The sequence below is a fragment of the Rhodococcus sp. SJ-3 genome (assembly GCF_051918125.1).
In the GTDB taxonomy this organism is placed as follows: Bacteria; Actinomycetota; Actinomycetes; order Mycobacteriales; family Mycobacteriaceae; genus Rhodococcus.
Map to the genome: position 1 here is coordinate 2,128,624 of NZ_CM123306.1, position 22,767 is coordinate 2,151,390.

At 65.6% G+C, this 22,767-nt stretch carries 27 protein-coding genes; 9 read left to right on the top strand and 18 right to left on the bottom strand.

What is annotated here, in order from left to right; genetic code table 11:
- The first annotated feature begins 241 nt into the window (after nucleotides 1-241).
- Nucleotides 242-1,483, top strand: coding sequence for a glycosyltransferase 87 family protein (locus tag ACTDXD_RS09710; protein WP_440126836.1), 1,242 nt, complete (start codon nucleotides 242-244; stop codon nucleotides 1,481-1,483).
- On the opposite strand, the gene ACTDXD_RS09715 is transcribed toward ACTDXD_RS09710, so the two are convergent.
- Both ACTDXD_RS09715 and ACTDXD_RS09720 read right to left on the bottom strand, forming a co-directional pair.
- Nucleotides 1,453-1,782 (bottom strand): branched-chain amino acid transporter permease, encoded by a 330-nt coding sequence (locus ACTDXD_RS09715; RefSeq protein WP_169689468.1) that lies wholly within the window; start codon nucleotides 1,780-1,782, stop codon nucleotides 1,453-1,455. The genes ACTDXD_RS09710 and ACTDXD_RS09715 overlap by 31 nt on opposite strands.
- Nucleotides 1,775-2,473, bottom strand: coding sequence for an AzlC family ABC transporter permease (locus ACTDXD_RS09720; protein WP_440126837.1), 699 nt, complete (start codon nucleotides 2,471-2,473; stop codon nucleotides 1,775-1,777). The genes ACTDXD_RS09715 and ACTDXD_RS09720 overlap by 8 nt, the downstream gene beginning before the upstream one ends.
- A gap of 58 nt (nucleotides 2,474-2,531) precedes the next feature.
- Between ACTDXD_RS09720 and ACTDXD_RS09725 the strand changes: the two genes are divergently transcribed.
- A complete protein-coding gene (locus ACTDXD_RS09725) occupies nucleotides 2,532-3,290 on the top strand; it encodes a M50 family metallopeptidase (protein WP_440126838.1) in 759 nt (252 codons plus the stop codon).
- A gap of 2 nt (nucleotides 3,291-3,292) precedes the next feature.
- Here ACTDXD_RS09725 and ACTDXD_RS09730 read toward each other — a convergent pair whose 3' ends face one another.
- Nucleotides 3,293-3,943, bottom strand: coding sequence for a cyclase family protein (locus ACTDXD_RS09730; RefSeq protein WP_440126839.1), 651 nt, complete (start codon nucleotides 3,941-3,943; stop codon nucleotides 3,293-3,295).
- 30 nt (nucleotides 3,944-3,973) lie between these two features.
- Nucleotides 3,974-4,783 (bottom strand): acyl-CoA thioesterase domain-containing protein, encoded by an 810-nt coding sequence (locus tag ACTDXD_RS09735; protein WP_440126840.1) that lies wholly within the window; start codon nucleotides 4,781-4,783, stop codon nucleotides 3,974-3,976.
- 75 nt (nucleotides 4,784-4,858) lie between these two features.
- On the opposite strand from ACTDXD_RS09735, the gene ACTDXD_RS09740 reads away from it, so the two are divergent.
- Both ACTDXD_RS09740 and ACTDXD_RS09745 read left to right on the top strand, forming a co-directional pair.
- Complete coding sequence (locus tag ACTDXD_RS09740; protein WP_440126841.1) at nucleotides 4,859-5,938, top strand: nucleoside hydrolase; 1,080 nt, start codon at nucleotides 4,859-4,861, stop codon at nucleotides 5,936-5,938.
- A gap of 35 nt (nucleotides 5,939-5,973) precedes the next feature.
- Nucleotides 5,974-6,375, top strand: a complete 402-nt coding sequence (locus ACTDXD_RS09745; RefSeq protein ID WP_169689463.1) for an Lsr2 dimerization domain-containing protein — start codon at nucleotides 5,974-5,976, stop codon at nucleotides 6,373-6,375.
- On the opposite strand, the gene ACTDXD_RS09750 is transcribed toward ACTDXD_RS09745, so the two are convergent.
- Nucleotides 6,314-7,819, bottom strand: coding sequence for an FUSC family protein (locus tag ACTDXD_RS09750; protein ID WP_440126842.1), 1,506 nt, complete (start codon nucleotides 7,817-7,819; stop codon nucleotides 6,314-6,316). The two genes, ACTDXD_RS09745 and ACTDXD_RS09750, sit on opposite strands and share 62 nt — an antisense overlap.
- 70 nt (nucleotides 7,820-7,889) lie before the next feature.
- Between ACTDXD_RS09750 and ACTDXD_RS09755 the strand changes: the two genes are divergently transcribed.
- Nucleotides 7,890-8,402 carry a MarR family winged helix-turn-helix transcriptional regulator gene (locus ACTDXD_RS09755; RefSeq protein ID WP_440126843.1) on the top strand — a complete coding sequence of 171 codons (513 nt, stop codon included), beginning with the start codon at nucleotides 7,890-7,892 and terminating at the stop codon, nucleotides 8,400-8,402.
- 23 nt (nucleotides 8,403-8,425) lie between these two features.
- Here ACTDXD_RS09755 and ACTDXD_RS09760 read toward each other — a convergent pair whose 3' ends face one another.
- Nucleotides 8,426-8,899, bottom strand: coding sequence for a hypothetical protein (locus ACTDXD_RS09760; RefSeq protein WP_440126844.1), 474 nt, complete (start codon nucleotides 8,897-8,899; stop codon nucleotides 8,426-8,428).
- A gap of 3 nt (nucleotides 8,900-8,902) precedes the next feature.
- Nucleotides 8,903-9,751 carry a DUF72 domain-containing protein gene (locus tag ACTDXD_RS09765; protein ID WP_440126845.1) on the bottom strand — a complete coding sequence of 283 codons (849 nt, stop codon included), beginning with the start codon at nucleotides 9,749-9,751 and terminating at the stop codon, nucleotides 8,903-8,905.
- A gap of 122 nt (nucleotides 9,752-9,873) precedes the next feature.
- Here ACTDXD_RS09765 and ACTDXD_RS09770 point away from each other — a divergent pair, with 122 nt between their 5' ends.
- Entirely contained in the window at nucleotides 9,874-10,461 is a 588-nt protein-coding gene (locus ACTDXD_RS09770) for an HdeD family acid-resistance protein (RefSeq protein ID WP_440126846.1), read from the top strand.
- A gap of 24 nt (nucleotides 10,462-10,485) precedes the next feature.
- On the opposite strand, the gene ACTDXD_RS09775 is transcribed toward ACTDXD_RS09770, so the two are convergent.
- Both ACTDXD_RS09775 and ACTDXD_RS09780 read right to left on the bottom strand, forming a co-directional pair.
- Nucleotides 10,486-10,893: a TIGR03618 family F420-dependent PPOX class oxidoreductase gene (locus ACTDXD_RS09775; protein WP_440126847.1), complete on the bottom strand. Its 408-nt coding sequence runs from the start codon at nucleotides 10,891-10,893 to the stop codon at nucleotides 10,486-10,488.
- Between the two features lie 87 nt (nucleotides 10,894-10,980).
- Nucleotides 10,981-11,334, bottom strand: coding sequence for a hypothetical protein (locus tag ACTDXD_RS09780; RefSeq protein ID WP_440126848.1), 354 nt, complete (start codon nucleotides 11,332-11,334; stop codon nucleotides 10,981-10,983).
- A 438-nt stretch (nucleotides 11,335-11,772) separates the two neighbouring features.
- Between ACTDXD_RS09780 and ACTDXD_RS09785 the strand changes: the two genes are divergently transcribed.
- Nucleotides 11,773-12,294 carry a DUF421 domain-containing protein gene (locus tag ACTDXD_RS09785; protein WP_440126849.1) on the top strand — a complete coding sequence of 174 codons (522 nt, stop codon included), beginning with the start codon at nucleotides 11,773-11,775 and terminating at the stop codon, nucleotides 12,292-12,294.
- Nucleotides 12,295-12,306: 12 nt separating this feature from the next.
- Here ACTDXD_RS09785 and ACTDXD_RS09790 read toward each other — a convergent pair whose 3' ends face one another.
- The 3 genes from ACTDXD_RS09790 to ACTDXD_RS09800 all read right to left on the bottom strand — a co-directional run bounded on the left by ACTDXD_RS09790 (nucleotide 12,307) and on the right by ACTDXD_RS09800 (nucleotide 13,858).
- On the bottom strand, nucleotides 12,307-12,603 hold the full coding sequence (locus ACTDXD_RS09790) for an MGMT family protein (RefSeq protein ID WP_440126850.1): 297 nt from the start codon (nucleotides 12,601-12,603) through the stop codon (nucleotides 12,307-12,309).
- Nucleotides 12,600-13,139, bottom strand: a complete 540-nt coding sequence (locus ACTDXD_RS09795) for a DUF488 domain-containing protein (protein WP_440126851.1) — start codon at nucleotides 13,137-13,139, stop codon at nucleotides 12,600-12,602. The genes ACTDXD_RS09790 and ACTDXD_RS09795 overlap by 4 nt, the downstream gene beginning before the upstream one ends.
- Before the next feature lie 65 nt (nucleotides 13,140-13,204).
- Nucleotides 13,205-13,858: a TetR/AcrR family transcriptional regulator gene (locus ACTDXD_RS09800; protein WP_440126852.1), complete on the bottom strand. Its 654-nt coding sequence runs from the start codon at nucleotides 13,856-13,858 to the stop codon at nucleotides 13,205-13,207.
- 121 nt (nucleotides 13,859-13,979) lie between these two features.
- Between ACTDXD_RS09800 and ACTDXD_RS09805 the strand changes: the two genes are divergently transcribed.
- Nucleotides 13,980-15,458, top strand: coding sequence for a DHA2 family efflux MFS transporter permease subunit (locus ACTDXD_RS09805; RefSeq protein ID WP_440126853.1), 1,479 nt, complete (start codon nucleotides 13,980-13,982; stop codon nucleotides 15,456-15,458).
- 124 nt (nucleotides 15,459-15,582) lie between these two features.
- Nucleotides 15,583-15,903 carry a GYD domain-containing protein gene (locus tag ACTDXD_RS09810; protein ID WP_440126854.1) on the top strand — a complete coding sequence of 107 codons (321 nt, stop codon included), beginning with the start codon at nucleotides 15,583-15,585 and terminating at the stop codon, nucleotides 15,901-15,903.
- On the opposite strand, the gene ACTDXD_RS09815 is transcribed toward ACTDXD_RS09810, so the two are convergent.
- The 6 genes from ACTDXD_RS09815 to ACTDXD_RS09840 are packed head-to-tail and all read right to left on the bottom strand — an operon-like array spanning nucleotide 15,882 to nucleotide 22,757.
- Nucleotides 15,882-17,036, bottom strand: coding sequence for a CoA transferase (locus ACTDXD_RS09815; RefSeq protein WP_440126855.1), 1,155 nt, complete (start codon nucleotides 17,034-17,036; stop codon nucleotides 15,882-15,884). The genes ACTDXD_RS09810 and ACTDXD_RS09815 overlap by 22 nt on opposite strands.
- Nucleotides 17,033-18,277, bottom strand: coding sequence for an acetyl-CoA C-acetyltransferase (locus tag ACTDXD_RS09820; RefSeq protein WP_440126856.1), 1,245 nt, complete (start codon nucleotides 18,275-18,277; stop codon nucleotides 17,033-17,035). The genes ACTDXD_RS09815 and ACTDXD_RS09820 overlap by 4 nt, the downstream gene beginning before the upstream one ends.
- On the bottom strand, nucleotides 18,270-19,964 hold the full coding sequence (locus tag ACTDXD_RS09825) for an AMP-binding protein (RefSeq protein ID WP_440126857.1): 1,695 nt from the start codon (nucleotides 19,962-19,964) through the stop codon (nucleotides 18,270-18,272). The genes ACTDXD_RS09820 and ACTDXD_RS09825 overlap by 8 nt, the downstream gene beginning before the upstream one ends.
- A complete protein-coding gene (locus tag ACTDXD_RS09830; RefSeq protein ID WP_440126858.1) occupies nucleotides 19,961-20,821 on the bottom strand; it encodes an alpha/beta fold hydrolase in 861 nt (286 codons plus the stop codon). The genes ACTDXD_RS09825 and ACTDXD_RS09830 overlap by 4 nt, the downstream gene beginning before the upstream one ends.
- Nucleotides 20,818-21,564 carry a hypothetical protein gene (locus ACTDXD_RS09835; RefSeq protein WP_440126859.1) on the bottom strand — a complete coding sequence of 249 codons (747 nt, stop codon included), beginning with the start codon at nucleotides 21,562-21,564 and terminating at the stop codon, nucleotides 20,818-20,820. The genes ACTDXD_RS09830 and ACTDXD_RS09835 overlap by 4 nt, the downstream gene beginning before the upstream one ends.
- Nucleotides 21,561-22,757 (bottom strand): acyl-CoA dehydrogenase family protein, encoded by a 1,197-nt coding sequence (locus ACTDXD_RS09840; RefSeq protein WP_440126860.1) that lies wholly within the window; start codon nucleotides 22,755-22,757, stop codon nucleotides 21,561-21,563. The genes ACTDXD_RS09835 and ACTDXD_RS09840 overlap by 4 nt, the downstream gene beginning before the upstream one ends.
- Nucleotides 22,758-22,767 lie beyond the last annotated feature (10 nt).

Here is a 22,767-nt window from a genome sequence, read left to right on the forward strand (position 1 = left end):
TTCATAGGTGGAGTACGCGCTATCGGAATCTCTACCCATCTATAGCGAATATACGATAAATCGGTATATATCGGATACGCCTCCGTATCAAGCCTTCGGAAACCGCCTGAAAGGGATAAACCGAACAGCTTATGTGGCAGAACCGTCCGGACTCGGCTGCGCCGTACAACGTTTGTGTAACGTGACCACGGGGTCGCCCCGACGGGATCCCGAAACGTCGTCGTCCCCGGAGGTCTACCCCGTGCTGTTGTCCGAAGTCCGCGCAAGGCCCGTGCACTCCGCACTGATCGCCATCGGACTGTTGGTCACGGCGTACGCGGTGGCGGGCTATGTCCAGGACGCGTTCACCGAATACCTCATGGATCTCGACGTCTTCCGCGACGCCGGGTACGCCTTCCTTCACCACACCCCCCTGTACACGGAGGGCTTCTACAGCCACTCGGGCTTCCGATTCATCTACCCACCGTTCGCCGCGTTCCTGTTCGCTCCGATGGCGATGGTCGGCAGCACGACACTGCAGGTGCTGTGGACTGCGGGTCTCATCGCCCTCGTGTGGTGGATCCTCAAGGTCGTCTACCAGCGCCTCGACGTCACCCGCGCGAGCCTCGTCGCATCCGCATCCCTCGGTGTGGTCCTTCTGCTCGAGCCGTTCCGGTCGAACTTCGCGTTCGGCCAGATCAACATCATTCTCATGGCGCTCGTCGTCGCCGACGTGCTCGGTGTGATCCCCTCACGCTTCCGCGGCATCGGTATCGCGGTGGCCGCAGCGATCAAGGTGACGCCCGCCGCGTTCGGTCTGTTGCTTCTGCTCCGCAAGGACATCCCGTCGGTGGCCCGGGCGTTCGGGGCGTTCTTCGCGACGGTCGCGTTCGGCTACTGGCTCCGGCCCGACTCCTCGGTGTTCTTCTGGACCGACGAATTCTTCGCGACCGATCGCGCCGGCGACCAGGAATTCTTCCGCAACCAGGCACTCACCGGCTTGATCGCCCGGTTCGGATTCTCCGAGGGCACAAGCAAGATCCTCTGGATCATCGGCGCCGCTATCATCGTCGCCGCGACCGCGTGGGCCGCGCACCGCTTCCTCCGCGCAGGCGAAACCGTGCCCGCCCTCGCCCTGGTGGGGCTCGCGACGCTGCTCGCCGCACCGATCGCCGTCACCCACCACTGGGTGTATTCGCTGTTCCTGGTGCCGCTGCTCGTCGCCCCGCGTTACCGCCGCTGGTGGCCGGTACTCCTGCCCGCAATGTTGATCTTCCTGTTCGGGCCCAACAAGCTGCTCACCGATGCGTCGTCGCGCGGCTGGGTGGAACAGATGGTGCTCGAGACGCTCGGGAACTCGCAGGCCATCATCGCGGTCGTCGTGTTCGTCGCCGGGGTCTTCGCGGCGCGCAGCCGTCGCGGGGAGACCATGACCCCGATCCCGCCGGTCACCACCACCCCGACAGCGGACGCTCAGCTCCAGAAGGCCGACGCCACCAAGTAGAGGCCGGTCCCCGCCACGGTGCTCAACGCCGCGTTGCGCCGCCACAGGTGCATCGCGATCGTGCCGGACAACCCGATCGTCGCGGGGAGCCACGTCGTCGCACCCACGTCCCGGAGCGTGTACATGACGAGGATGATCATGACGCCGACCGGCATCGTCCGGCCCAGAAAGTCGACGACGGCCGAATGCTTCAGGGCGGACAGCGCCACGAACGGCGCGGCGCGCAGCGCGACCGTTACGACGAACATCACCAGCAGCGCGCCGAGCACATATCCGGCGCCGGGTACCGATTCAGGCACTGGCAGCCCTGTTCCGATAGACGAACCTCGCGAGCAGACACGCGACGAACAATCCGAGTCCGACGACAAGCATCTGTTCCTTCGCGATCAACATCGCCACCAGCCCGCACACCACCGCGATCACCGTGGCCGGAACGTCGCGGTTGACACGGAACGCGTCGATCGCGAGCACCGTGAACAATGCGGTGAGCGCGAACTCGAGGCCCGTGAGCCCTGCCGGAAGTACCGTGCCGAGGAGCGCGCCGACGGTGCCCGACACCACCCACATGGCCTGGCACAACGCCTGCACGGTCAGCACGCGGGTGCCGGACAGCTCTTGGCCCGCCTTCGGCGCCACGATCGCATAGGCCTCGTCGGTCAGCGCGTACACCGCGTAGAAACGGCCGATCCTGCTGCGTATCGAGCGCAGGGGAAAGGACAGGCCGTAGAACACGTGCCGGAAGTTCACGAGCAGTGTCGCCGCCGCGATCGACGCGAATGGCGTGACCGCGCTGACGAGACCGATCGCCAGGAATTCCATCGAGCCGGCATAGATCACGATCGAAAAGATCGGCGCCCACCACCAGTCGAAGCCGCCTCGAGTGAGCACCACCCCGAACGCGAGGCCGAGCGGAATCAGTCCGAGTCCGACGGCCCACGAGTCCGCGATACCCGCGCGGACAGCGGTGGCACGACTGTCAGGCATGCTCATGAGGCTATCGAGGCCGGCGACGTGTCGCGCCTCACCCGTACCCGACGAAAGGTGACCAGTGGCGTCGAGCCCTGACTCGTCCACGAACACAGACTCGTTCACAGACGTGGTGGGATCCGCGTGGCAGGCAGTCACCACCGTCGACGAACCCGCGTCGACGGTACTGGTGGTGATCACGGCGACGATCGCATTGATCCTCGTGACGGTCCGGCCGCTGTGGCGCAAGACCCGCCACGTGATCACGCAGGCGCACGAGGGTTCTCATGCCTTGATCGCGGCGTTGGTGGGACGCAAGCTATCGGGCATCCGGCTGCACAGCGACACCTCTGGTGTGACGGTGTCGTCGGGGAATCCGCGCGGCCCCGGCATGGTCGCGACGGCGTTCGCGGGGTACACCGGTCCGGCGGTGCTCGGTTTCGCCGCGGCCACACTGCTGACCCTGAACCGGCCGGCGGCGGTGTTGTGGTCGATTCTCGCTGCGTTGGCGCTATTGCTCCTGTTGATCCGCAATCTGTACGGGTTCGTGTCCGTCGTTATCGCGGGCGCCGTGGTGGGTGCCGCGGCGTACTTCGGTGATCCGGTCGTGCGCTACGCAGCCGCGTATCTGATCACCTGGGTCCTGTTGCTCGGCGCGACGCGTCCGGTGTTCGAGCTCGCCCGTACTCACCTGCGAGGACGTGGCCAGGGCTCGGACGCCGATCAGCTGAGGTGGCTGACGCGGATCCCCGCAGGTGTGTGGATCGTCGTGTTCGGTCTGATCACGGCCGGGACCGCCGTGTACGGAACGGCACGTGTCGTGGTGACGCACCTGCCTTGAGTTCAGTACGCGAGCTGCATCGCCACCGCGCGCACGGGCGCACCGTCGGCGCCCTCGAACGGAATCGGCAGCAGACTCAACAGCGGGTCGTCGAAATCGATCCCCGCGAGGTTCGTCAGATTCTCACAGATCACGCCACCCGCGTCGGCGATCACGCGGTGCGCGGCAAGTATCTCGTCACCCGTCGGATCGATACTCGGAGCGTCGATACCGATGGTGCGCACGCCGCGGGCCAGCAACCACCGGCAGGCGTCCGGGCTCAGCGCCGGATGCCGGAAGTACTCATCGGTACCGAAATGGTCGGACCAGCCGGTGTGCACGACGGCGACATCGCCCGAGCGGAGATCGGTCTCACCCCACAGGTCCGGCGTGATCAGCCCGCCCGGGCCGACGCGGCCGCGTACGTCGAAAACCACTCCCCTTCCCACGAACGCTCTGACAGGGAGCTGGTCGACGGAGTCTCCGTCGTCGCGGATGTGTCGCGGTGCGTCGACGTGAGTGCCGGTCTGCGATCCCATCGCGACGTGCAGCAGGTTGTATCCGTCGCCGGCGATGGTCGCGTGCGGCGTGAACACGGGTGACGGGTCTCCCGGATACACCTGCGCGCTCGGTGACACCGGGTGACTGAGGTCCACGATCCGCACTACTCGCATGGCGCACATGCTAGTTCGGCATCGTCGTCCTCAGCCGAAGTCCACCTGCCGATGCGGATCGGCCAGTGCGGTCACCGTTCCGGAACCGAACGGTCCGAGCCGATCGAAGAGCACCGACGTGCCGACGGAGATACCGTCGGAGCTGATGTGGTGGTCGGCCTCGACACCCACCTCCGGGCCGACGGGTAACCGTGACAGTGTGATGGTGAGGTCGGCGTTGATGAAGCCGACACCGCGGTCGCTCCAGTTGGTCACCAAGCTTGTCGCCTCCCCGACCGTCGCGGTGCGGACGAACGGCGACATCTCCTCCCCGACGACGACGGGTAGCTGGCGCGCCCACAAACGCTTGCGACTCGCATTCTGATGTTCGGATCGCGTGGTCGACCATCCGTCGGGATGAGCGTCGCTGCCGAACCAGGTGGGGAACACGAATCCGGTCTCCGGGTCTGCGGGTGTTTCCGCGGGCGGCTCCGGCCGGTCCTCGCGGACCCACACCGCACCCGGCGGCTGCTCCGACGGCCGCAGGAAGACGACGGTCGCGCGGGCGGAGATGTCGTCCCCCTGCATCAGCAGCGCATCGGCGACACGGATCCGGTTACCGTCGCGCACGCGCGTGGTGGTGAATCGGATCTCGTCGTTGCGGACCGGCTTGAACAGGTCGACGGTCAGGCGCGCGGGCACCATCGTGTCGTCGCCGTGCCGGTTCTCGAGCTCGCGGGCGATCAGCCCGCACACGCACGGTCCCGCGAGCATCGTGGACGACCACGGACTCTCGGCGTACTTGGTGGGCCGGTATGTGCCCTCGGCGTCCGTGAAGTATCCCCAGGCCTTCTTCTGCATCGTCGAATGTTCCCAAGCGGGGATCGGCGGCAGACCGGGACCCCCTGGTGCGCGATGCCGAGGCGATGTCGCAAGATGTGTGTTGTGGGCTCCCCCGACCTCCCGAACACCCCGACCCGACTTGTCGTCGACGTGGACACCGGCATCGACGATGCGCTTGCGCTGCTGTATCTGCTCGCGAGCCCGGAAGCCGACATCGCCGCGGTGTTGTGCACGGCCGGAAATGTTCCCGTCGATCAGGTGACCGCGAATACCCTTGCGGTGCTTGAAATGTGCGGCAGAACCGACATCGAGGTCGCGGTCGGGGCACAGGTTCCGCTCGTCGCACCGCTGATGACTACCGAGGACACCCACGGACCGCTGGGGGTCGGGTACGCCGAGCTTCCGCCGGCATCGCGCGCGCCGTCGGCACGCAGCGCAGCCGAGGCATGGGTCGAGCTCACACGCACACACCCGGGCGAGCTGACCGGACTGGTGACCGGGCCGATGACGAATCTCGCGCTGGCGATACGGATGGACCCGGACCTTCCGAGACGACTGCGCCGACTGGTGATCATGGGCGGTTGTTTCAACCATCCCGGAAACACGACGCCGACGTCCGAATGGAATGTGGCGGTCGACCCGGAGGCCGCGCGCGAAGTGTTCGATGCGTTCTCCGGTCTACCCGACTCGCAGCGTCCGATCGTGTGTCCGCTGGACGTCACCGAAACCATCGAGATGCACGCCGTGCATGTGGCGAGGATCGCGGAGGCAGCGGAAAGCCTTCCTGCCGAAGTACTGTCGCCCGACGATCCGCGGGGGCTGCGGTCTCGGGCGTCGAACATGGTGGTGCGTCACCTGTCGGATTCCCTTCGCTTCTACATGGAGTTCCACCGCGACCAGAATCTCGGGTTCCTCGCGCACGTACACGATCCGTTCGCGGCAGCCGTGGCGCTGGGAACAATTCAGTACACGGCAAAGCCCGCGACCGTGGATGTCGAGCTGGAGGGGCGCCTCACCCGTGGCACCACGATCGCCGACTGGGCGGGCATGTGGGGGCGCGAACCGAACGCGGATATCGTGACCGGCACCCGGCCCGAGGCATTCTTCGAGCACTTCGTCGCCCGGGTTGGTGCATTTGCCCGGAATTTGAAGCTACCCTTCAGTAACAACTAGCGTCTTGGTTGAAAGTTCGGGGACAAGGAGACAGTGTGGCGCAGCAGGTGCGTGTCGAGTATTACGACGATATCGACGGCGAACCGATTACCGACGGTCTGGCGCAATCATTCCGGATCACGGTCGACGACGTGGAGTACGAGATCGATCTTCGTCCCTCCAACGCGGACAAGTTCTGGGCCGTTCTGCAGCCGTGGCTCAGCGAGTCGAAGCGAAATCGGACACCGAAGCTACCCAGCATCCCTCCCACAGCCCAGGTGGCGGCCCCCACTCCGGCACGGAAGCGAAAGCCACGTGATCGCAAGGTGATTCCCGGTCGCTCACCCGAGCAGCTGGCTGCGGTGCGTCATTGGGCACGGGGCCAGGGCTTCGATGTCAGCTCACGCGGACGCATTCCGTCGCACATTCTCGAGAGTTTCGAGGCAGCTCACGCGTGACCTCGGTCAGGTGAGCACGGTCGCCGCGCTGGAGGGTCAGCGCGGCGACGACCACCCCGACCACCACGCCGATCAAGGTGTCGCCGACGCGACTGAGTGCGACATCCGGACCGAGATCGGTGCCCAGACCGGTCAGCATCAACGCCATCGCGGTGACGAACACGGACGCGAGCGCGTAATTTCGCGTGACGAACATTTCGGTGGCCGTCTGGAGCACCACGATGACGACGACCAGCGGCCAGTAGCCCGGATCCAGCACGAGCAACACCGCAGCGAGCATTGCTCCGAGCGCATTACCGATCAGTCGTTGGATCGCACGCTGCACGGTATGGCGGTAGTTCACGCCCTGTAATGCGGCCATCGCGCCCATCGTCGCCCAGAGTGGATGGTCCATACCGACGGCCGCGGCAAACCATCCCGCAAGCAGAGACGCGATCGCAACCCTTGCGACACCCACCAGGATCTCGCCATCGCGTAGGCGCCGAGCACCGTCGCCGACAAAACCCCAGAAGCGCCCGGTGACTCCGGCACCGCCGACCGCGACCCCCTTCGCATCGATTCGGGGAATGTCGATCTCGCGCCGCACCTTGCGCAATTCCGTCTCGAACCGGCGGAAGTCGTCGCGCCGCGCACGCATCGTGTCGTGGGATCCACTGTCGAGCACGTTCTCGGCAGCGTCGAGCAGTGCGAGCAGCTCGCGACTGTGAGTTCGCATCCGGCGGTCGTCACCAAGGGCGATCACCTCACGGGCAGCGGCGATGTTCCGGCGGGCCGTCGCAACTTCTGCCGCGCCGTCGGATTCCACCGCGACACTTTCGAGCGCAGAAACAGAAGCCAGCGCACGGGCAACTGCGACTCGCGCCGGACTCTGCGGGTGCGAAAGCGCGGGGAGCATCGCGATGGTCCAGCCGACCACCGAACCGATGGCGGCTGCAGCGGTTGCGAGGCCCACGTCCGCAGCACTGTGGGCGAAACCGGCCGCACCGGCCGCGGCGAAGATGAGGATCACGGGGCCGGGGCCCGTGAGTCGGAACGCCGTGAGCAGCCAGAACGATACTCCTGCGGCTCCCGACAGAAGCAGAATCTGCAACCACATCGGCAGCCCTGTGGCGCCGAGCGTGGCACCGAATGCGGTGAAAGCGATGAGTCCGACGGCAACGCACGCAAGTTTCGTGGCGAGCCTCGGAAACGGTTCGTAGCGAAGAAAAGCCGAAGAGAGCGCACCCAACGCGGCGAATCCCGCAACTTCCGGATGGCCGAGCAGGCCACCCCCGACCAGCGCGATCAAGGTGGCCACGCCGACACGAACAGCCACAGCGATCGTGGGATCGGCCCTGCGCACCTCGAGAGCTTCCCGCCACGCGGTGGCCGACACCGAATGCGCCAGAGCGCCACCCGAATCACGGAGGCGGTCGTGGTCGGAGAGTCGGCGCGCGGGAAACATGAGTCCAGGGTAATACTTCACAGGTAAAATATCTATGAAATTGTTACTCCTCGGACGTTAGAATGCACACATGCCCACGCACCCCACCCCGCCCGACTACGTCGAACGCATACGTCACGCGTGGGCGGCCCGCTATCCCGAACTCGATCTCCGCGCAATCGACGTGATCGGCCGGATCACCAGAATCGGCTCGCTCGCGCTGGCGCAGCTCGAGAAAGAACTCGAGCCGAGCGGCGTCGGACGCACCGAGTTCGAGGTACTCAGCGCACTCGCACGCAGTGAACACCCACTACGTGCCAGCGAGGTCACCTCCGTCACCGGCATCTCGGGGGCCTCCACCACCAAGCACACCGAACGACTCGTGAAGATCGGCCTGATCGAACGTCAGCGTCTCGAACGCGACGGACGCGTGGTCCTGCTCTCGCTGACCGATGCGGGGCGCGAGGTCGTCGAGCGGGAACTTCCGCGCCGCGTCGCAAGCGAGAAGCAGATGCTCGACGGACTCAGCGACGACGAGCTCGACGTGCTCACCGGACTGCTGCAGCGCATCGCGCGCAACGTCGAGGAGCAGACGCTGCGCTGACGTGCGTCCGAGAAAAATGTCGGTCAGGGCATTTCCATGGTCTCGGACCGCTCGATCTCGGCGACGGCACGTCGCAGATACGGGCCCGGGGCGGATTTGCGCGCGGCAAGAAGATCGGCGAGCACCAGCACACCCGCGCTCAGGTAGTCGGCCGGTTGCACTTTCGGCGCTTCGTCGTCGTGCACACCCAAGGTGCCGGTGAGCACGGCAACCACCGCGTCGGGCTGCAGCGACGGCAGCCAGCGCATGCCGTTCCGAAGGGATCGTTCGAGCACGCTCTGGACATCCTCACCCGTCAATCCGTCGGGGTGAAGCTCCTCGAGCAACTCGCGCACCATCCCCGCGTGCACCGCAGTGACCTGCTCGTACGGTAATGCGGCCAGCTCTGCGAGCGCTTCGTCGAACGCGGGCACCGCCTCGCTGCGGGCCGCGGTCGCCGCAGCGTCGGTCTCAGTGGCGATCTGCCGGGTGATCGTCGGCCAATGTTCGGGCCACACGTGCTACTCCTCCAGACGCTCGGTCCCGGCGGTTCCGGGTCGTAGCCGGCGCTGCAATGACAGCGCGTCGTACGGGGCAAATCCTTTCATGTCGTTGTCGAAATAGACGTACACGTCCAGCCCGTCGCCCACCCACGTTCCGATACGCTCGGACCAACGAGCGAGTACCTCGGATGTATAGCCACTCGCATACAACTCCTTGTCACCGTGCATCCGCACATACATGAAGCTGCTGGTGACCTCGGTCAGGAACGGATATCGTCCCGCGGTGTCGGCAACGACGAGAGCTACGTCGTGCGCCCGGAAGAGCTCGATCGCCGCCGACGATGCGAAATCGGGATGACGCACCTCGACAGCGTGCCGTACGGGCCGGTCGCCGTCGGTCGCCACCCAAGCCCGGTCGCCGGTCACCTTGTCCGTGTGCCCGCCGGCCAGCTCGACCGCAGCCGCCGTCGTGCGCGGCAGCTGGTCGAAGAACCCGGCGAGACGACGCTCGTCGAATCCGAGGGTCGGAGGCAGCTGCCACAAGATCGGACCGAGTTTCGGACCGAGCGCCAGCAGACCCGATGCGAAGAAGTTGGCCAGCGCCTCGTCGACGTCGACGAGGCGCTTCATATGCGTCACGAACCGGCCACCTTTGACCGCGAATACGAAATCCTCGGGTGTCTCGGCATACCACGACCGGTAACTGCTCGGACGCTGCAATGAATAGAACGAACCGTTGATCTCGATCGTGCCGAACCGCTCGGCGGCGTACGCGAGTTCGCGGCGCTGGACGAGGCCGTCGGGATAGAAGTCCCCTCGCCAGCCCGGATAACGCCAACCCGAGATTCCGATTCGTGCCGATGCCACGTCTCGAGGCTACGGCTGTATTTGCCCATCGGTATGGCGGTCTCGATTTCCCCTGCGGATCAAGGTAAGCCGACCTATTCTGAGGACCATCAAGATCGCGCCGTCATACGCAAGGAGCCGTCATGTCCGCGAATCCGGAGTCAGCATCCGACCTGTTCCGCTCGGTGTTCAAAACAGTGTGGTGGGTGGTGCTGATTCGAGGCATCCTCGCAGTCCTCTTCGGCATCGTCGCCCTGGTGTGGCCAGGGATCACCGTGTGGGCCCTCGTTGTCGTATTCGCCGCGTACGCGATCGTCGACGGGGTTGTCCTCGTGTGGCATTCCATCCGTGATCGAGCAACGCTCGACGGCTGGGGGCTGTGGCTGGCCATGGGCATCCTGTCGGTCATCGCCGGTCTGGTCGCGCTGTTCTGGCCGGGAATCACAGCGCTGGTGCTGCTGTACCTGATCGCGTTCTACGCAATCCTGTTCGGCATCATCGGCATCGTCGGTGCCCTGCGGTTCCGTAAGGTCCCGGATTCGGGGTGGGTGTGGTCGCTGATCGCCGGGGTAGTTGCAGTGATCTTCGGCGTGATCCTGCTGATCTTCCCCGGCTCCGGCATCCTCGGCCTGATCGTCCTGCTCGGCATCTACGCAATCCTGTTCGGCGTCCTGCTGATCGTCATGTCCTTCCAGGTACGCAGCGCCGCGAAGAAGGCCGGCATCATGTGAGCAGGCCGCTTTCCGGCGTCGGCCTCACGCGTTCATCAACCGGCCCCACGCGTGCCAGCGGTCGATCTCGATCCACGCACTCACACGCTTACGGTCGCGCACATGATAGGGATGCCCGATGTAATGCCGTGCGATCCGATCGATGTCGGTCAGGTCGGGGTCGTCGACGAATTCGACGACCCTGCCCTGAATGCTCACGTGGGTAACCCAGTCGTCCGGATCCATCGCGCTCAAAGCCACTCGCGGATCATTGCGGAGATACTCGAGACGCTTGCGACCCTCGTCCATGTTCACGAGGATGCGACCGTTCTCGTAGATGTACCAGGTGGGGACCGAAACAGGCTGGCCGCTGGCGCGCAACGAAGCAATCGTTGCATGGTTGGGGCGAGCGAGTAGTTCTGCAACGGCGTCGGGAAGCGGGGGCTTCGGCACGGTGAACCTCCTCCAGGATGGTGTTCTGTTCGAGTTCGAAACCCGAGCGTAGCGAACACCGGCCTAGAGACCTGGCCTCCCGCACGGTCATTTGGGGAGCGCAGCGAAGCCGCCGTGCTCGGCCGGCTCCCCCGGATCCCGAAGCGCCTCGTCCACACCACCGCACGGCACGCCCCGGGACCTGGCGCGCTGCACCAGGGTGGCCTCGGCGGGCGTACACAGTCCGTCGAGGACGTTGTCGGTCGCGACCACGTAGACGACCCGGTCATCGAGTTCCCGGGTCGGGGTGAGCCCGTGCTCGACCGCCCATCGCCGCACCAGTTCCCACTGGGTGAGTTCCGCCAGACTGGATGGGGTCCCGATCAGCAGCACCCGCGGTCGTGTTTCGCCCGGCCTCACGGTTTCCGGGGTGACGAATGGGCCGAGACGGATTGTGGTCATGAGTTGCCTTCCGGAGTTGTCCACGGATCCGACAGCATGGGCGATCCTTTCACGATCCGAACCGGACCGATCCGAGTCGACTCGGCGCAACGCACACCGGAACACCCGAGGCGATCACTCACGTGTCAACTAATAGTGTGTGAAATCACAAACACATTTCGCTGTGATTGGTATTACACCACGATCTGGTCACGCGCGACCCAATCGACACACCCGTTCGTAACCCGTCGAGCGATACCGACACCGGCCAGGTTCGGCACACCCGGCGGTCACGTGTGATCCCTGACCGGCTGGGCATTCCGTGTGCATGAAACCGAATCGACCAGGGTGAGGCGCTGGTCGACGCCGAGACAGCAACTTACGCCGAACAGGGTCACACAGCCGGTATGTCGCCGAGCCCGCTGCGGCCCGCCGTCCGTGATGTGGAGGAGAGAGTCGATGCCCGAATGGAATGACATGCTCCTACCCAGCCTGCTGGTACTCGAACTCGTCATTCGCGGCACGATCACCTTTCTGGTGCTCACACTGCTGCTCCGGTTGGTCGGTCAGCGTGAGGCAGGCGGGCTGGGATTGACCGATCTCCTCGTCGTCGTGCTGGTTGCCGACGCTGCGAGTTCCGGAATGATGGGCGATGCACAGACGATCGGGGACGGCTTCATCGTGGTGGTCGCGATGTTGTTCTGGAGTATCGTGCTCGACGCTCTCTCCTACCGGTGGCCGGGATTCTCCCGCGTGGTCAAGGCGCGACCACGCACGTTGATCTCCGACGGCAAGCTCAACCGGAAGGTCATGCGCCGCGAATTCATGACATACGACGAGGTGCTCTCGCAGCTTCGGCTGCACGGGATCTCCGACGTCGCCGGTGTACACCGGGCGTATCTGGAACCTAGTGGAATGGTGAGTGTGATCCCCGCCGGGAACGAGCAATTGGTCGATCAACCCGAGAAGCCGGCCCTCTGACGAGGACGCCCGCTACTCACCCGGAGGGCCACCGTCGAACCGGTGCCGGGCACGTTGCATCTCTACCCGCTTTCCGGAGACAGGGGTGCCCTCTTCGGTGAGAAGCTCCAGCGCACGACCGCCGTGACACGACGCGGGCGTCCCATCTGCGTGGACGACCCGCCACCAGGGCACGTCGTCCAGCATGCTCATCGCTCGGCCCACCTGCCGTGGACCCGCTCCGATTCGTGCGCCTATATCGCCGTAAGAGGCCACCGATCCCGCAGGAATGGACAGGATCGCGTCTCGAACTTCGTCGATGATGCTCATGTCGTCTCGCCCGGTGGCGGCGGGTAGGTCAACCGCCCGTTGTGCACGTGCGCGTTCTCGTTCAATGTGGCAGATCTGGTGGCCGTCGCCGACATGATGTGGGTGACCTCTACGCCCGCGACTAGCAACGCGTCGGTGATCAACCGCCGATGACAACGCCACGGCACTGCCTCACTGCACATGATCGCCGGTCGTTCATGTGCGGAGAGTTCGATCAGCTCCCGCAGTCCTTCTGCGAACTCATTGCTCTGCATGTAGTCGGCGTAGTCGCGGAAGGCCTTGACCCGCCACGCTCCGTTCGCGCTCGGTGTACCCGCGGGTGTGTGCCTGCGGCCACCCAACTTCGGCATCCACCGATAACCGATCGCATCGGGCAGTGCCTCGATGATCGCAGCTTTGTTCCACTGCGGGAATTTTCTCGACGACGGGAACGAGCGCACGTCGACCAGGTAGGTGATCCGAGCGGTCTGCAACATGGCCAGTACTTCGTCGAACTCGCGTGTCGAATGACCGAGCGTCCAAATATGTTTCGTCATCAGGGTTCCGGAACTCCACATATCTCTCCACCCTCGATCTGCAACCGTGGCGACGCCGGCAATCTCTAACCGTCGACAGCCGACGACGCCATGGCAGCCACCGCTGGGACCATCCGATCCAGCGCCCACGCCCATCGTGAGTGCGGTGTCGGATGCTCCCGGGTAGAGCCCATCGCGTCCCAGCTCCACCACGCCACACGCCATACGCTGAGCGCCAGCTCCGCGTGGAGCCGCGCTTCGCCCTCGTCGAAACTCGGGGCCAGGGTACACAGGACTGCGACGGCGACACGCGTCAATTCACCATCCTCGCTCGAGACATGAGCGCGCAGATCCGGTTCCGCTTCCAGGAGTGCGCCGATGCGGCGATGTTCGTGATGGTCGATCGGATCGTCGCGGATGAGTTTTCCGAGCCTGCCCATCAAGCGTCCTACGGCCTGCCGGGGAGTGAGCACAGCACCGGCCTCTCCGGGGTGATCCGCCACAAGGGCAAGCAGGGCCACCCTGAGTTCACCCTGCCCGGGCAGGATCGCAGCCTCCTTGGATGGGAAGTAACGAAAGAAGGTCCGTGCGGAAATGCCGGCCGTCTCCGCGATCCGAGCCACCGTCGTTGCCTCCAGCCCATCGCGCTCCACGCACTCGACAGCGGCCTGATGGATCAGGGCAGTGGTCTCGCGGCGGCGGCGCTCGCGCAATCCTCGCGCGGGTGCGGATTCAGACATATCCACATCCTGCCGCATCACTCCGTGGGGGGTACCACACCATTCTGTCGCATTACGCCAACTTGGCAGAGTGTGTCATAATTTTCTGTCTCCGCACCCCACTCGGAAATCAGGTACCCCCTTGACCACAACGGCCCGAACCGCCGCACCCACAGCACTCCCGCCGGCCGTGAAGGGCACAATCACCGTGCTCGCCGTAGCCGCCTTCGTCATGATCCTCAATGAGACAGTCCTGGCAGTGGCCATGCCGCAGCTCATGATCGACTTCGGTGTGGACGCCACAGCAATCCAGTGGCTCTCGACTGGATTCCTGCTGACCATGGCCGTGGTCATCCCTACGACCGGCTTTCTCCTGCAACGCTTCACGGTCCGCAGCCTGTTCACGAGCGCGCTCGTATTGTTCCTGGCCGGTTCGCTGCTCGCCGCCTCGGCCCCCAGCTTCCCCGTCATGCTCGCTGCCCGGGTGGTCCAGGCCGGCGGTACTGCAATCATCATGCCGTTGCTCATGACCACGACCCTCACTGCGGTACCGCCTGCCCGGCGCGGTGCCATCATGGGCATGAACACCATCGTCATCGCGTGCGCCCCGGCCGTCGGCCCCACGCTCTCCGGAGCCATCCTGGGTTCGGCCGGCTGGCGCTGGATCTTCTGGATGATGGTCGCCATCGCCACCGTGACGCTGCCGATCGGACTGGCCTTCGTCGCGAAGGGCGGAGAAACCCGGCGCGCCCCGCTCGATGTGCTCTCGGTAGTCTTGTCCGCGTTCGGCTTCGGCGGCATCGTCTACGCTCTCTCGGGCGCGGAGGCCGCACTGAGAGGCGCATGGATTCCCACGGCTGTCGCTCTTGCGATAGGAGCCGTCGGGCTGGTGCTCTTCGTCGCCCGCCAGCGGATACTGCAGGACCGCGGCGCGTCGTTGCTGGATCTGCGTCCTTTCTCTGTGCCGACGTTCCGCTTCTCCGTCATCACCGTGGCCATCAGCTTCGGCCTGCTCCTGGGTTCGGTGGTCCTGCTGTCCATGGTGCTGCAGCACGGGCTCGGAATGAGCTCGCTCGGGGTCGGACTGCTGTTGCTACCCGCCGGGCTCGTCCAAGCCGTGCTTGCACCCTTCGTCGGCCGAGCTTTCGATCGCGTCGGCCCGCGCCCCCTGGTCCTTCCCGCAACCGTCCTCCTGGCCGTGTCGATGTTCGCACTGGGCTTCGTCTCCACCTCCACCCCGATCTGGTACGTGCTGCTCTTCAACACCCTGTACGGAGCCGGCATGGCCTTCGTACTCACATCGCTGCTGACCGCCTCGCTCTCGTCGCTACCGCGCCACCTCTACGGCCACGGTTCGGCGATCATGAACACCTTCCAGCAGCTGGCCGGAGCCGCTGGCACCGCACTGTTGGTGGCGGCCATGACATTCGGTGCCTCCAAGGCGACCGAAACGGGACCTGCCGCGGAAATGGCGGGAGCCCGCTGGGCATTCCTGATCTCGGGAGTGCTCTGCCTGATCGCGATTCTCACCGCGACGAAGATCCACTCGGCAACGGCCGAATCGTCTCGACCCGAGTCCCTGGTCCCCGTGGAAGACGACGACAGGGCGCGCACCGTGTAGGAAGCGCACTCCCGAAGATGCCCTCGTCGACAGGTACGTCTGTTTCAGCGAAACCACCGCGCGTTGCGCGCGACCGTCCGACCATGGAAGGCGACAGCAACGCCGGTCGAGGAAAGCAGGAGCCATGCCGACATACCTGTGGCAGGTCACCTATACCGCAGAGGGCGCGAAAGGACTACTGAGCGACGGCGGCAGCGCCCGCCGCGATGCGATCGTCGCCATGGTCGAAAGTGTCGGCGGCACCGTCGAGTCCGTGCACTTCGCGTTGGGAGGGCACGATCTGTACGTGCTCGGTGAGGTACCCGACGAAATTGCCGCCGCCACTTTGGAACTGCGCACCATCGCGTCGGGCGCAGCGCGGTCGAAGCCGATCGTGCTGCTCACCCCCGAGCAGGTCGATGAGGCTTCGCGCCGCGATGCGTCCTATCGGGCGCCCGGCAGCTGACCTGCGCCGAGCACTTCGGCGGTGTGCTGCCCGTGCCGAGGGGCGGGACGAGCATCGGTGTACCGGCCGTTCCAGCGCAACGGCGACCGCGCGGTGAGCACAGGACCGATATCCGGCTGGTCGATGTACTGCACCACCGAGTCGGAGCGGGCGGCGAGATCTGCGGCCACTTCGTCCATCGTGCGGTACGGCGCCCACAACACCCGCGTGCCCGCGAGGTCCGCTTCGATTCGAGCGAGGGTTCGTTCCGAGAACCAGGGTGCAAGGATTGCGGTGATCGCCTCGCGCGCCGCGTAGCGGTCGCCCTCGCGATCGAAGTCGAGCCCGCGCTGGGCACCGAGCGCGTCGAATACCGCTTCGGTGCCGGTGACCTCGACGAGCGCCCGCCACTGTCCGCGAGTCAGGCCGACGATCATGATGTAGCGGCCGTCTGCGGTCGCGAATTCGGAGCCGTAGCTGCCGTACAGGGCGTTGCCCTGCAGCTCACGCCCCGACCCACGTGCCTGCGCTTCGGCTAGCCAGCCCATGCTCGCGACCGCAGCATGTGCGACGTCGTCGAGCGCGAGTTCGAGATACGCTCCCGCGCCGGTCTGTTCGCGGCGACGCAGCGCGGTGACGATGCCGAGTGCGGCATGCACACCGGTGAGCAGATCCCACGCGGGCAGCACGTGGTTGACCGGCGTGCCGAGGCCGGCAGGCCCCGTCATCAGCGGGAGACCCGCGGCAGCGTTGACGGTGTAGTCGACCGCAGGGGTGCCGTCAGCATTGCCCGCGATATGCACATGGATCAGGTCCGGGCGATGCGCGAGGAGCACATCGTGGGCGAGCCACGGGGCATGCGCCGCGTTCTCGAGGACGATGCCTGCGTCGGCGATCAGTTCGACGACGCGGGCCCGGTCCTCGTCGCTGCGCAGATCCACCGCGACCGAGCGTTTCGCCTGGTTGAGCCCCGTCCAGTACAGGCTTGCGCCGTTCTCGGTCAGTGGCCAGCGGCCACCGTCGACAGCACCGCCGACCGGGTCGACGCGAACGACGTCGGCGCCGAGTTCGGCGAGCATCCGGCCTGCCGTCGGCCCGGCGACGAAGCTGGACAGATCGACCACACGGACGCCGTCCAGCGGGCGCACGGTCACGCGACCCGCTCGAAGATCGCGGTCAGGCCCTGTCCACCACCGATGCACATCGTCTCCAGGCCGTAACGCGCGCCGCGACGATCGAGTTCACGCAGCATCGTCGCGAGGATCCGCACTCCGGTCGCACCGACAGGGTGACCGAGGGAGATCCCGGACCCGTTGACGTTGGTGCGCTCGAAATCGGCTGCGGTGAACTTCCATTCACGCGTCACGGCGAGGGCCTGCGCGGCGAATGCTTCGTTGAGTTCGATGAGGTCGATATCCGACAGGTTCAGCCCCGCCCGATCGAGGGCCTTCGCGGTGGACGGCACCGGGCCGATGCCCATCTCGGCGGGCGACACACCGGTGGCGGCCCACGTGACGAGTTTTCCGAGCGGACGCAGGCCCAGCCTGTCCGCGGTCGCGCGGCTGGTCACGATGCAGGCTGCGGCACCGTCGTTCTGCCCGCTGGCGTTGCCCGCGGTGACGGTGGCGTCGGGGTCCTGCTTGCCCATGATCGGGCGGAGCTTCGCGAGGGTTTCGACGGTGGTGTCGGCGCGCGGGTGCTCGTCGCGGTCGACCGTCTTGGGATCGCCTTTGCGCTGCGGCACCTGCACGGGCACGATCTCGTCGGTGAACTTGCCCGATTCGATTGCGGCGACCGCGCGCCGGTGCGACTCGACGGCGAGTTCATCCTGCTCCAGGCGGGGGATATCGTACTTCCGCCGCAAATTCTCGGCGGTTTCGAGCATGCCACCGGGCACCGGATAGTTGCGGCCACCGGCGGTGACGCGGCCACGGGCGAGGCGGTCGTGCAACGCGGCGGGCGCACCCTTGGCTCCCCAGCGCATCGATTCGGTGTAGTACTCGGAGCGGCTCATCGATTCGACCCCGCCGGCAATGACGATGTCGGCGACACCGGTCTGCACGCGCATCGCGGCATCGAGCACCGCCTGCAGACCCGAACCGCATCGCCGGTCGAGTTGCAGACCGGGGACGGTGACGGGCAGGCCCGCGTCCAGCGCCGCCACACGACCGATCGCGGGTGCCTCACCGTTGGGGTAGCACTGGCCGAAGATGACATCGTCGATCCTCTCGGGGTCGAGCGCTGTGCGCGACAGCAACTCCGAGATGACACGAGCGGCCAAGTCTGTGGCGGGCACGTCGATGTACATACCGCCGTAACGGCCGACGGGGGTGCGCAGTGGCTCGCAGATGACCACATCGGTGGCGGCTGCGTGTGAAGCAATCGAATCAGTCACGACGGAAATCCCTTTCACGGTCGGTCCAGTTCTGCGCCCATTCGCGCAGTTCTACGGCCCGGATCTTCGAGCCGTTCCCGCCCACGGTGGTGGGCATGCGGTCGATGACATGGATGGCCGCAGGCACCTTGAATGCGGCGAGTTCGCTCTTGCACCAAGCTTTCAGGTTCTCGGCATCCGTGTCGGCGGGCGCATCGTCCGTCGGTACCACGAAACCGACGGCCTGCGTGTAGCCACCGACGCCGGTGATCCCGACGACCTTCACGACACCCACCCCCGGATGCTGAGCGAGGCGACGCTCGATTTCGGCGGGGTCGACCAGGAACCCGCGCAGGCGCAGCACGTCGCCCATGCGGCACACGTAACGGTAGCCGCCGTCGCCCAGTGCCACAGCGAGGTCGCCGCTGCGAAACCAGCCGTCCTTCGTGAAGGCGCGCACCGCAGCCTCGGGATTACCCAGGTAGGCGTCGACGACGTTGGGGCCGCGGAACTGCAGTTCACCCTGTTCACCGTCTGCGACCGGCGTGTCGTCGAGAGGATCCGCGACACGCAGCTCGATCGCGGACTCGACCGCGCGGCCACCACCGTTCCAGCGCACCGATTCCGGGTCGTCGGCGTTCCACAACATCGCGAGAGCGAACACCTCGGACGACCCGAAGACACCGGAGGTGTGCGTGCCGAACTCGTCGCGCGCCCACCGTGCGATCTCGTGTGATCGTCCGAGGAAGTCGGCGATCCCGATCCACCTCAGGGTCGACAGATCCGTTCGCTCGCCGGCGTGCCATTCGTCGTAGAGGCGGCCGAACAGGTCGTCGGCACCCACCGCATGGGTGACCTTCACCTGCCGCATGCGGCGGAGCACCGCCGACGGATCGAACACCGTTTCCATGAGCAGGGCACCGCCCCCGGCGATCATCGCCACGGCGGTGCTGAAGCCGAACACACCGGAGACGGGAAGAACACACAGCCCCACGTCACCCTCACCGACCTGCATGATCGCAGCATCGGCATGGCCGTGTCGCACGATGGCGCTGTGACGGTGGGCCGCGAGCTTCGGGACACCGGTCGAGCCGGAGGTCGTGAACGCGACAGCCAACAGGTCGTCGGGGTCGTCATCGACTCCGGCTGCGGTGAGGGTCGCCCGATCGGGTGTGTCGGGCACCCGGATGCCTCCCGTCTTTCCGCTACCGGCGATCCAAGCTCCCCCGCCGAGGTCGAATTCTCGGGCAATGGCGGAGGTTTCGGTGGGCCCGTGCACCACCGCGATGACCGGGGTCGCCACATCGGGAGCAGATGCGGCAGCTTCGGTGAGACGACCGAACAGGTCCAAACCGTGGAATGCAGCCGGGACGGCGACCACGGCCGGACACGCAGCGGTGAGGATGTGGGCGACCTCACCGGTGTTGTACCGGGTGTTGACCCCGATGACGTGAGCGCCCACCGTGGCTGCGGCGAACTGCCAGACAAGGGCGTCGGACCAGTTGGGCAGCATCACCGCGATGCATTGCCCGGGACGGACTCCGACGGCGTCGAGTTCGGCGCACAGCGCTTCGACGCGGTTGCGCAGGTCGGATCTGCTGCTGACGATGACGTCGTCGCCGACCACGTCGTACGTGATTGCCGCTTCGGGGTTTTCGGAGACGAGCGAATCCAGCAGCGCTGACAGAGTCTCGGTTCTGGTGCTCACAGCACTACCTCCTCGGCGACGACCGACCGCTGCAATTCGTTGATCCAGGTATCGACGAGTCCGGCGAAGTCGTCGATTTCTTCCATCGGGTAGTGGCCGATCCCGTCCAGCACGGTGAATCGTGCACGACCGGGCGTGGTTTCGTTGGCGAGTTCTGCGACGCGTGCGATCTCGTCGACATCGATCCACGGGTCATCACGGCCCGCGACGACATGTAAGGGTGCCGTGACCTGGTTCAGCCGGTCGCGCACGTCATGAGTGCCCCAGCCGATCAGGTCGGACGACGAGATCTCCGGGTCTTCGCGCTTGTGCATGAGCGCTATCAGGTGAGCCTTGCCGTCGGGAACCGAACGCCCCACCGATGCACGAGTACCCAGGTACGTCCGTTCAGCACGAGCAGGACCGGCGACGTCTTCGAGTTCTCGACGGAGACCGTTGACGTTGACGCGGCCGGGACCTGCTTCGGCCTCCATGGCGATCGCGCCGGAAAGTGGCCGCTCGGGGCGGGTCGCGAGTTCGAGGGTGAGTTTGCCACCGATCGAGCAACCGATCACGTAGGGGCGTTCGATTTCCAGAGCGTCGAGTACGCCGCACAGCCAGTCGCCGTAATCGACGATACTGGTCACCGGACCGGACGGCGCGGGCTCGGAGCGTCCATGGCCGGGTAGGTCGGGCACGATCACGCGGTAACCCCGGTCTGCGAGGTCGCGCGACACGTGCCGCCACTGCACGCCGCTCTGACCGGCGGTGTGAATACACAGGACCGCGGGCAACGCCTCGGCGTCGAGGTGGTCGGGTGTGACGATCTCGACGAAGCCGAGGGCGCCATCGATTTCGAGATAACGGGCCTCGATCATGAGTCGGCCTTCCGGGCGATGAGTCGCGCGTGCGAGATGATCATGTTGAGCGGCTTGGTCAACCTCAGGTACTCGTATCCGTCTCCGGCGGAGGAGAACTCACCGCTGATCGCGCGCCGCATGAAATCGTCGGCATCCGACAGAACGAGGTCGACCCAGGTATGGGCCGGTGCGACAAAGGTGAACGTGGCGCCGTGAGGGGCGCGGCGGGTGACATCGATGATGTTGCCCTTGTAGATCCGGAGATGGAGTTCCCTGTCGCCGCAGCGCAGACCGATCGTGCCGTCCCAGGTGGACAGTGACGAGGTGAACCCGCGGTCGTCTTCGAGACTGTCGCTCAGAAGGTTTCCCCATTCGGCACTGCAGAAGTCGAGTTCCGGCGCGGATACGGCCGCGGCGGGATCGTCGAGAATCCATGTTTCAGTGCCGCTCTCGCGAATCGCCCCTGCGTTGTCGCGCAGCATGATGTGCCGCTCGACGCGGCCACCGGCAACGCGGGTGATCACGGACTCGATGATCACCGTGTCGCTCACGCCCACTGGACGGTCCGTCTTCCACTGGGCTTGCGTCCGGTTGGCATCGGGTACGGCGGGGGTGACGATGTCTGCAGCAGTCACACCGACACCGGGGGAGCCGGCGGGCAGGGACACCCCGGCAGCCGAGAGGATCTCGGACACGAGGAACGACTGTGGCCCGGTCCGGTCGCCGACCTCAGCAAGTTTCGGGGGCATTGTGGTGCTCATGCTTTTTCCGGCCTTCCGAGCAGTTCATCCGAGATGATTCGCATCTGGATTTCGCTGGTACCTTCGAAGATTTTGGTCAGACGGGCGTCGCGCCAATGCCTTTCGACCTGGAAGTCGGTGGTGTAGCCGGCGCCACCGTGGATCTGCACTGCCTCACTCGTAACCTGTTCTGCCATTTCGGTTGCCACGAGCTTGCACATCGACGCTTCGAGCGAGCAGCGACGTCCGGTATCGATGTCGGTCGCCACCGAGTACATGAGCTGGCGGGCCGCTTCGATATCGGCGGCCATCTTGGCGATCTTGAACCGAAGATGCTGGAAATCGCCGATGGGGCGCCCGAACTGACGGCGGGTGTGCATGTACTCGATGGAGTCTTCGAGCGCGGCGCGGGCAAGGCCGATCGCGCGGGCCGCAGTGTGGGCACGACCCACTTCGAGGCCGGATACGGCGAGGTAGAAGCCCTTGCCTTCTTCGCCGAGCATCTTGCCTGCCGGGATTCGGTAGTTGTCGAACGCCAATTCCCAGGTGCTCCAGCCGAAGTAGCCGATCTTGCGGACCTTCGTGCCCGAGATTCCGTCGGGGAATCCGCCGCGTTCCTTCTCGATGAGGAACGCGCTGATCCCGCGATGCGGCTTGGCCGGGTCCTTGTTCGGGTCGGTACGAGCGAACAGCACCATGTAGTCTGCCTCGTCGGCGTACGTGCACCACATCTTCGTGCCGTTCACGACCCATTCGTCGCCGTCACGCACGGCTCGGCACGAGATGTTGGCAACGTCGGAACCCGCTTCGGCCTCGGACAGGGCGTAGGCACCGAGGTACTCGCCGCGCGCGACCTTGGGGAGCAGCGCTTCCTGCTGTTCCTGTGTGAACCCGCCGCCCATACCGTTACCGCGCGCAAGCAGGCCCGACACGCTCATCCATGCACGGGAGAGTTCCTCCGCGACGAGGCAGTACTCGAAGACGCCGAGCCCGAGGCCGCCGTATTCCTCCGGGATCATGATCCCGAAGAAGCCGATCTCGGCCATCTCCTTCTTCAGCGAATCCGGGATCGTGCCCTGGACGGGGTCGAGTTCGTTCGCCACGGGCAACACCCGCGTCATCGCGAAGTCGCGGGCAAGATCTCGAATCCCGAGGCGCTCTTCGGTGAGGTAGCGCGGCGAGTCGGTGCGGGGCTGAGACGGCCGGTGAGTCATGGGTACTCCC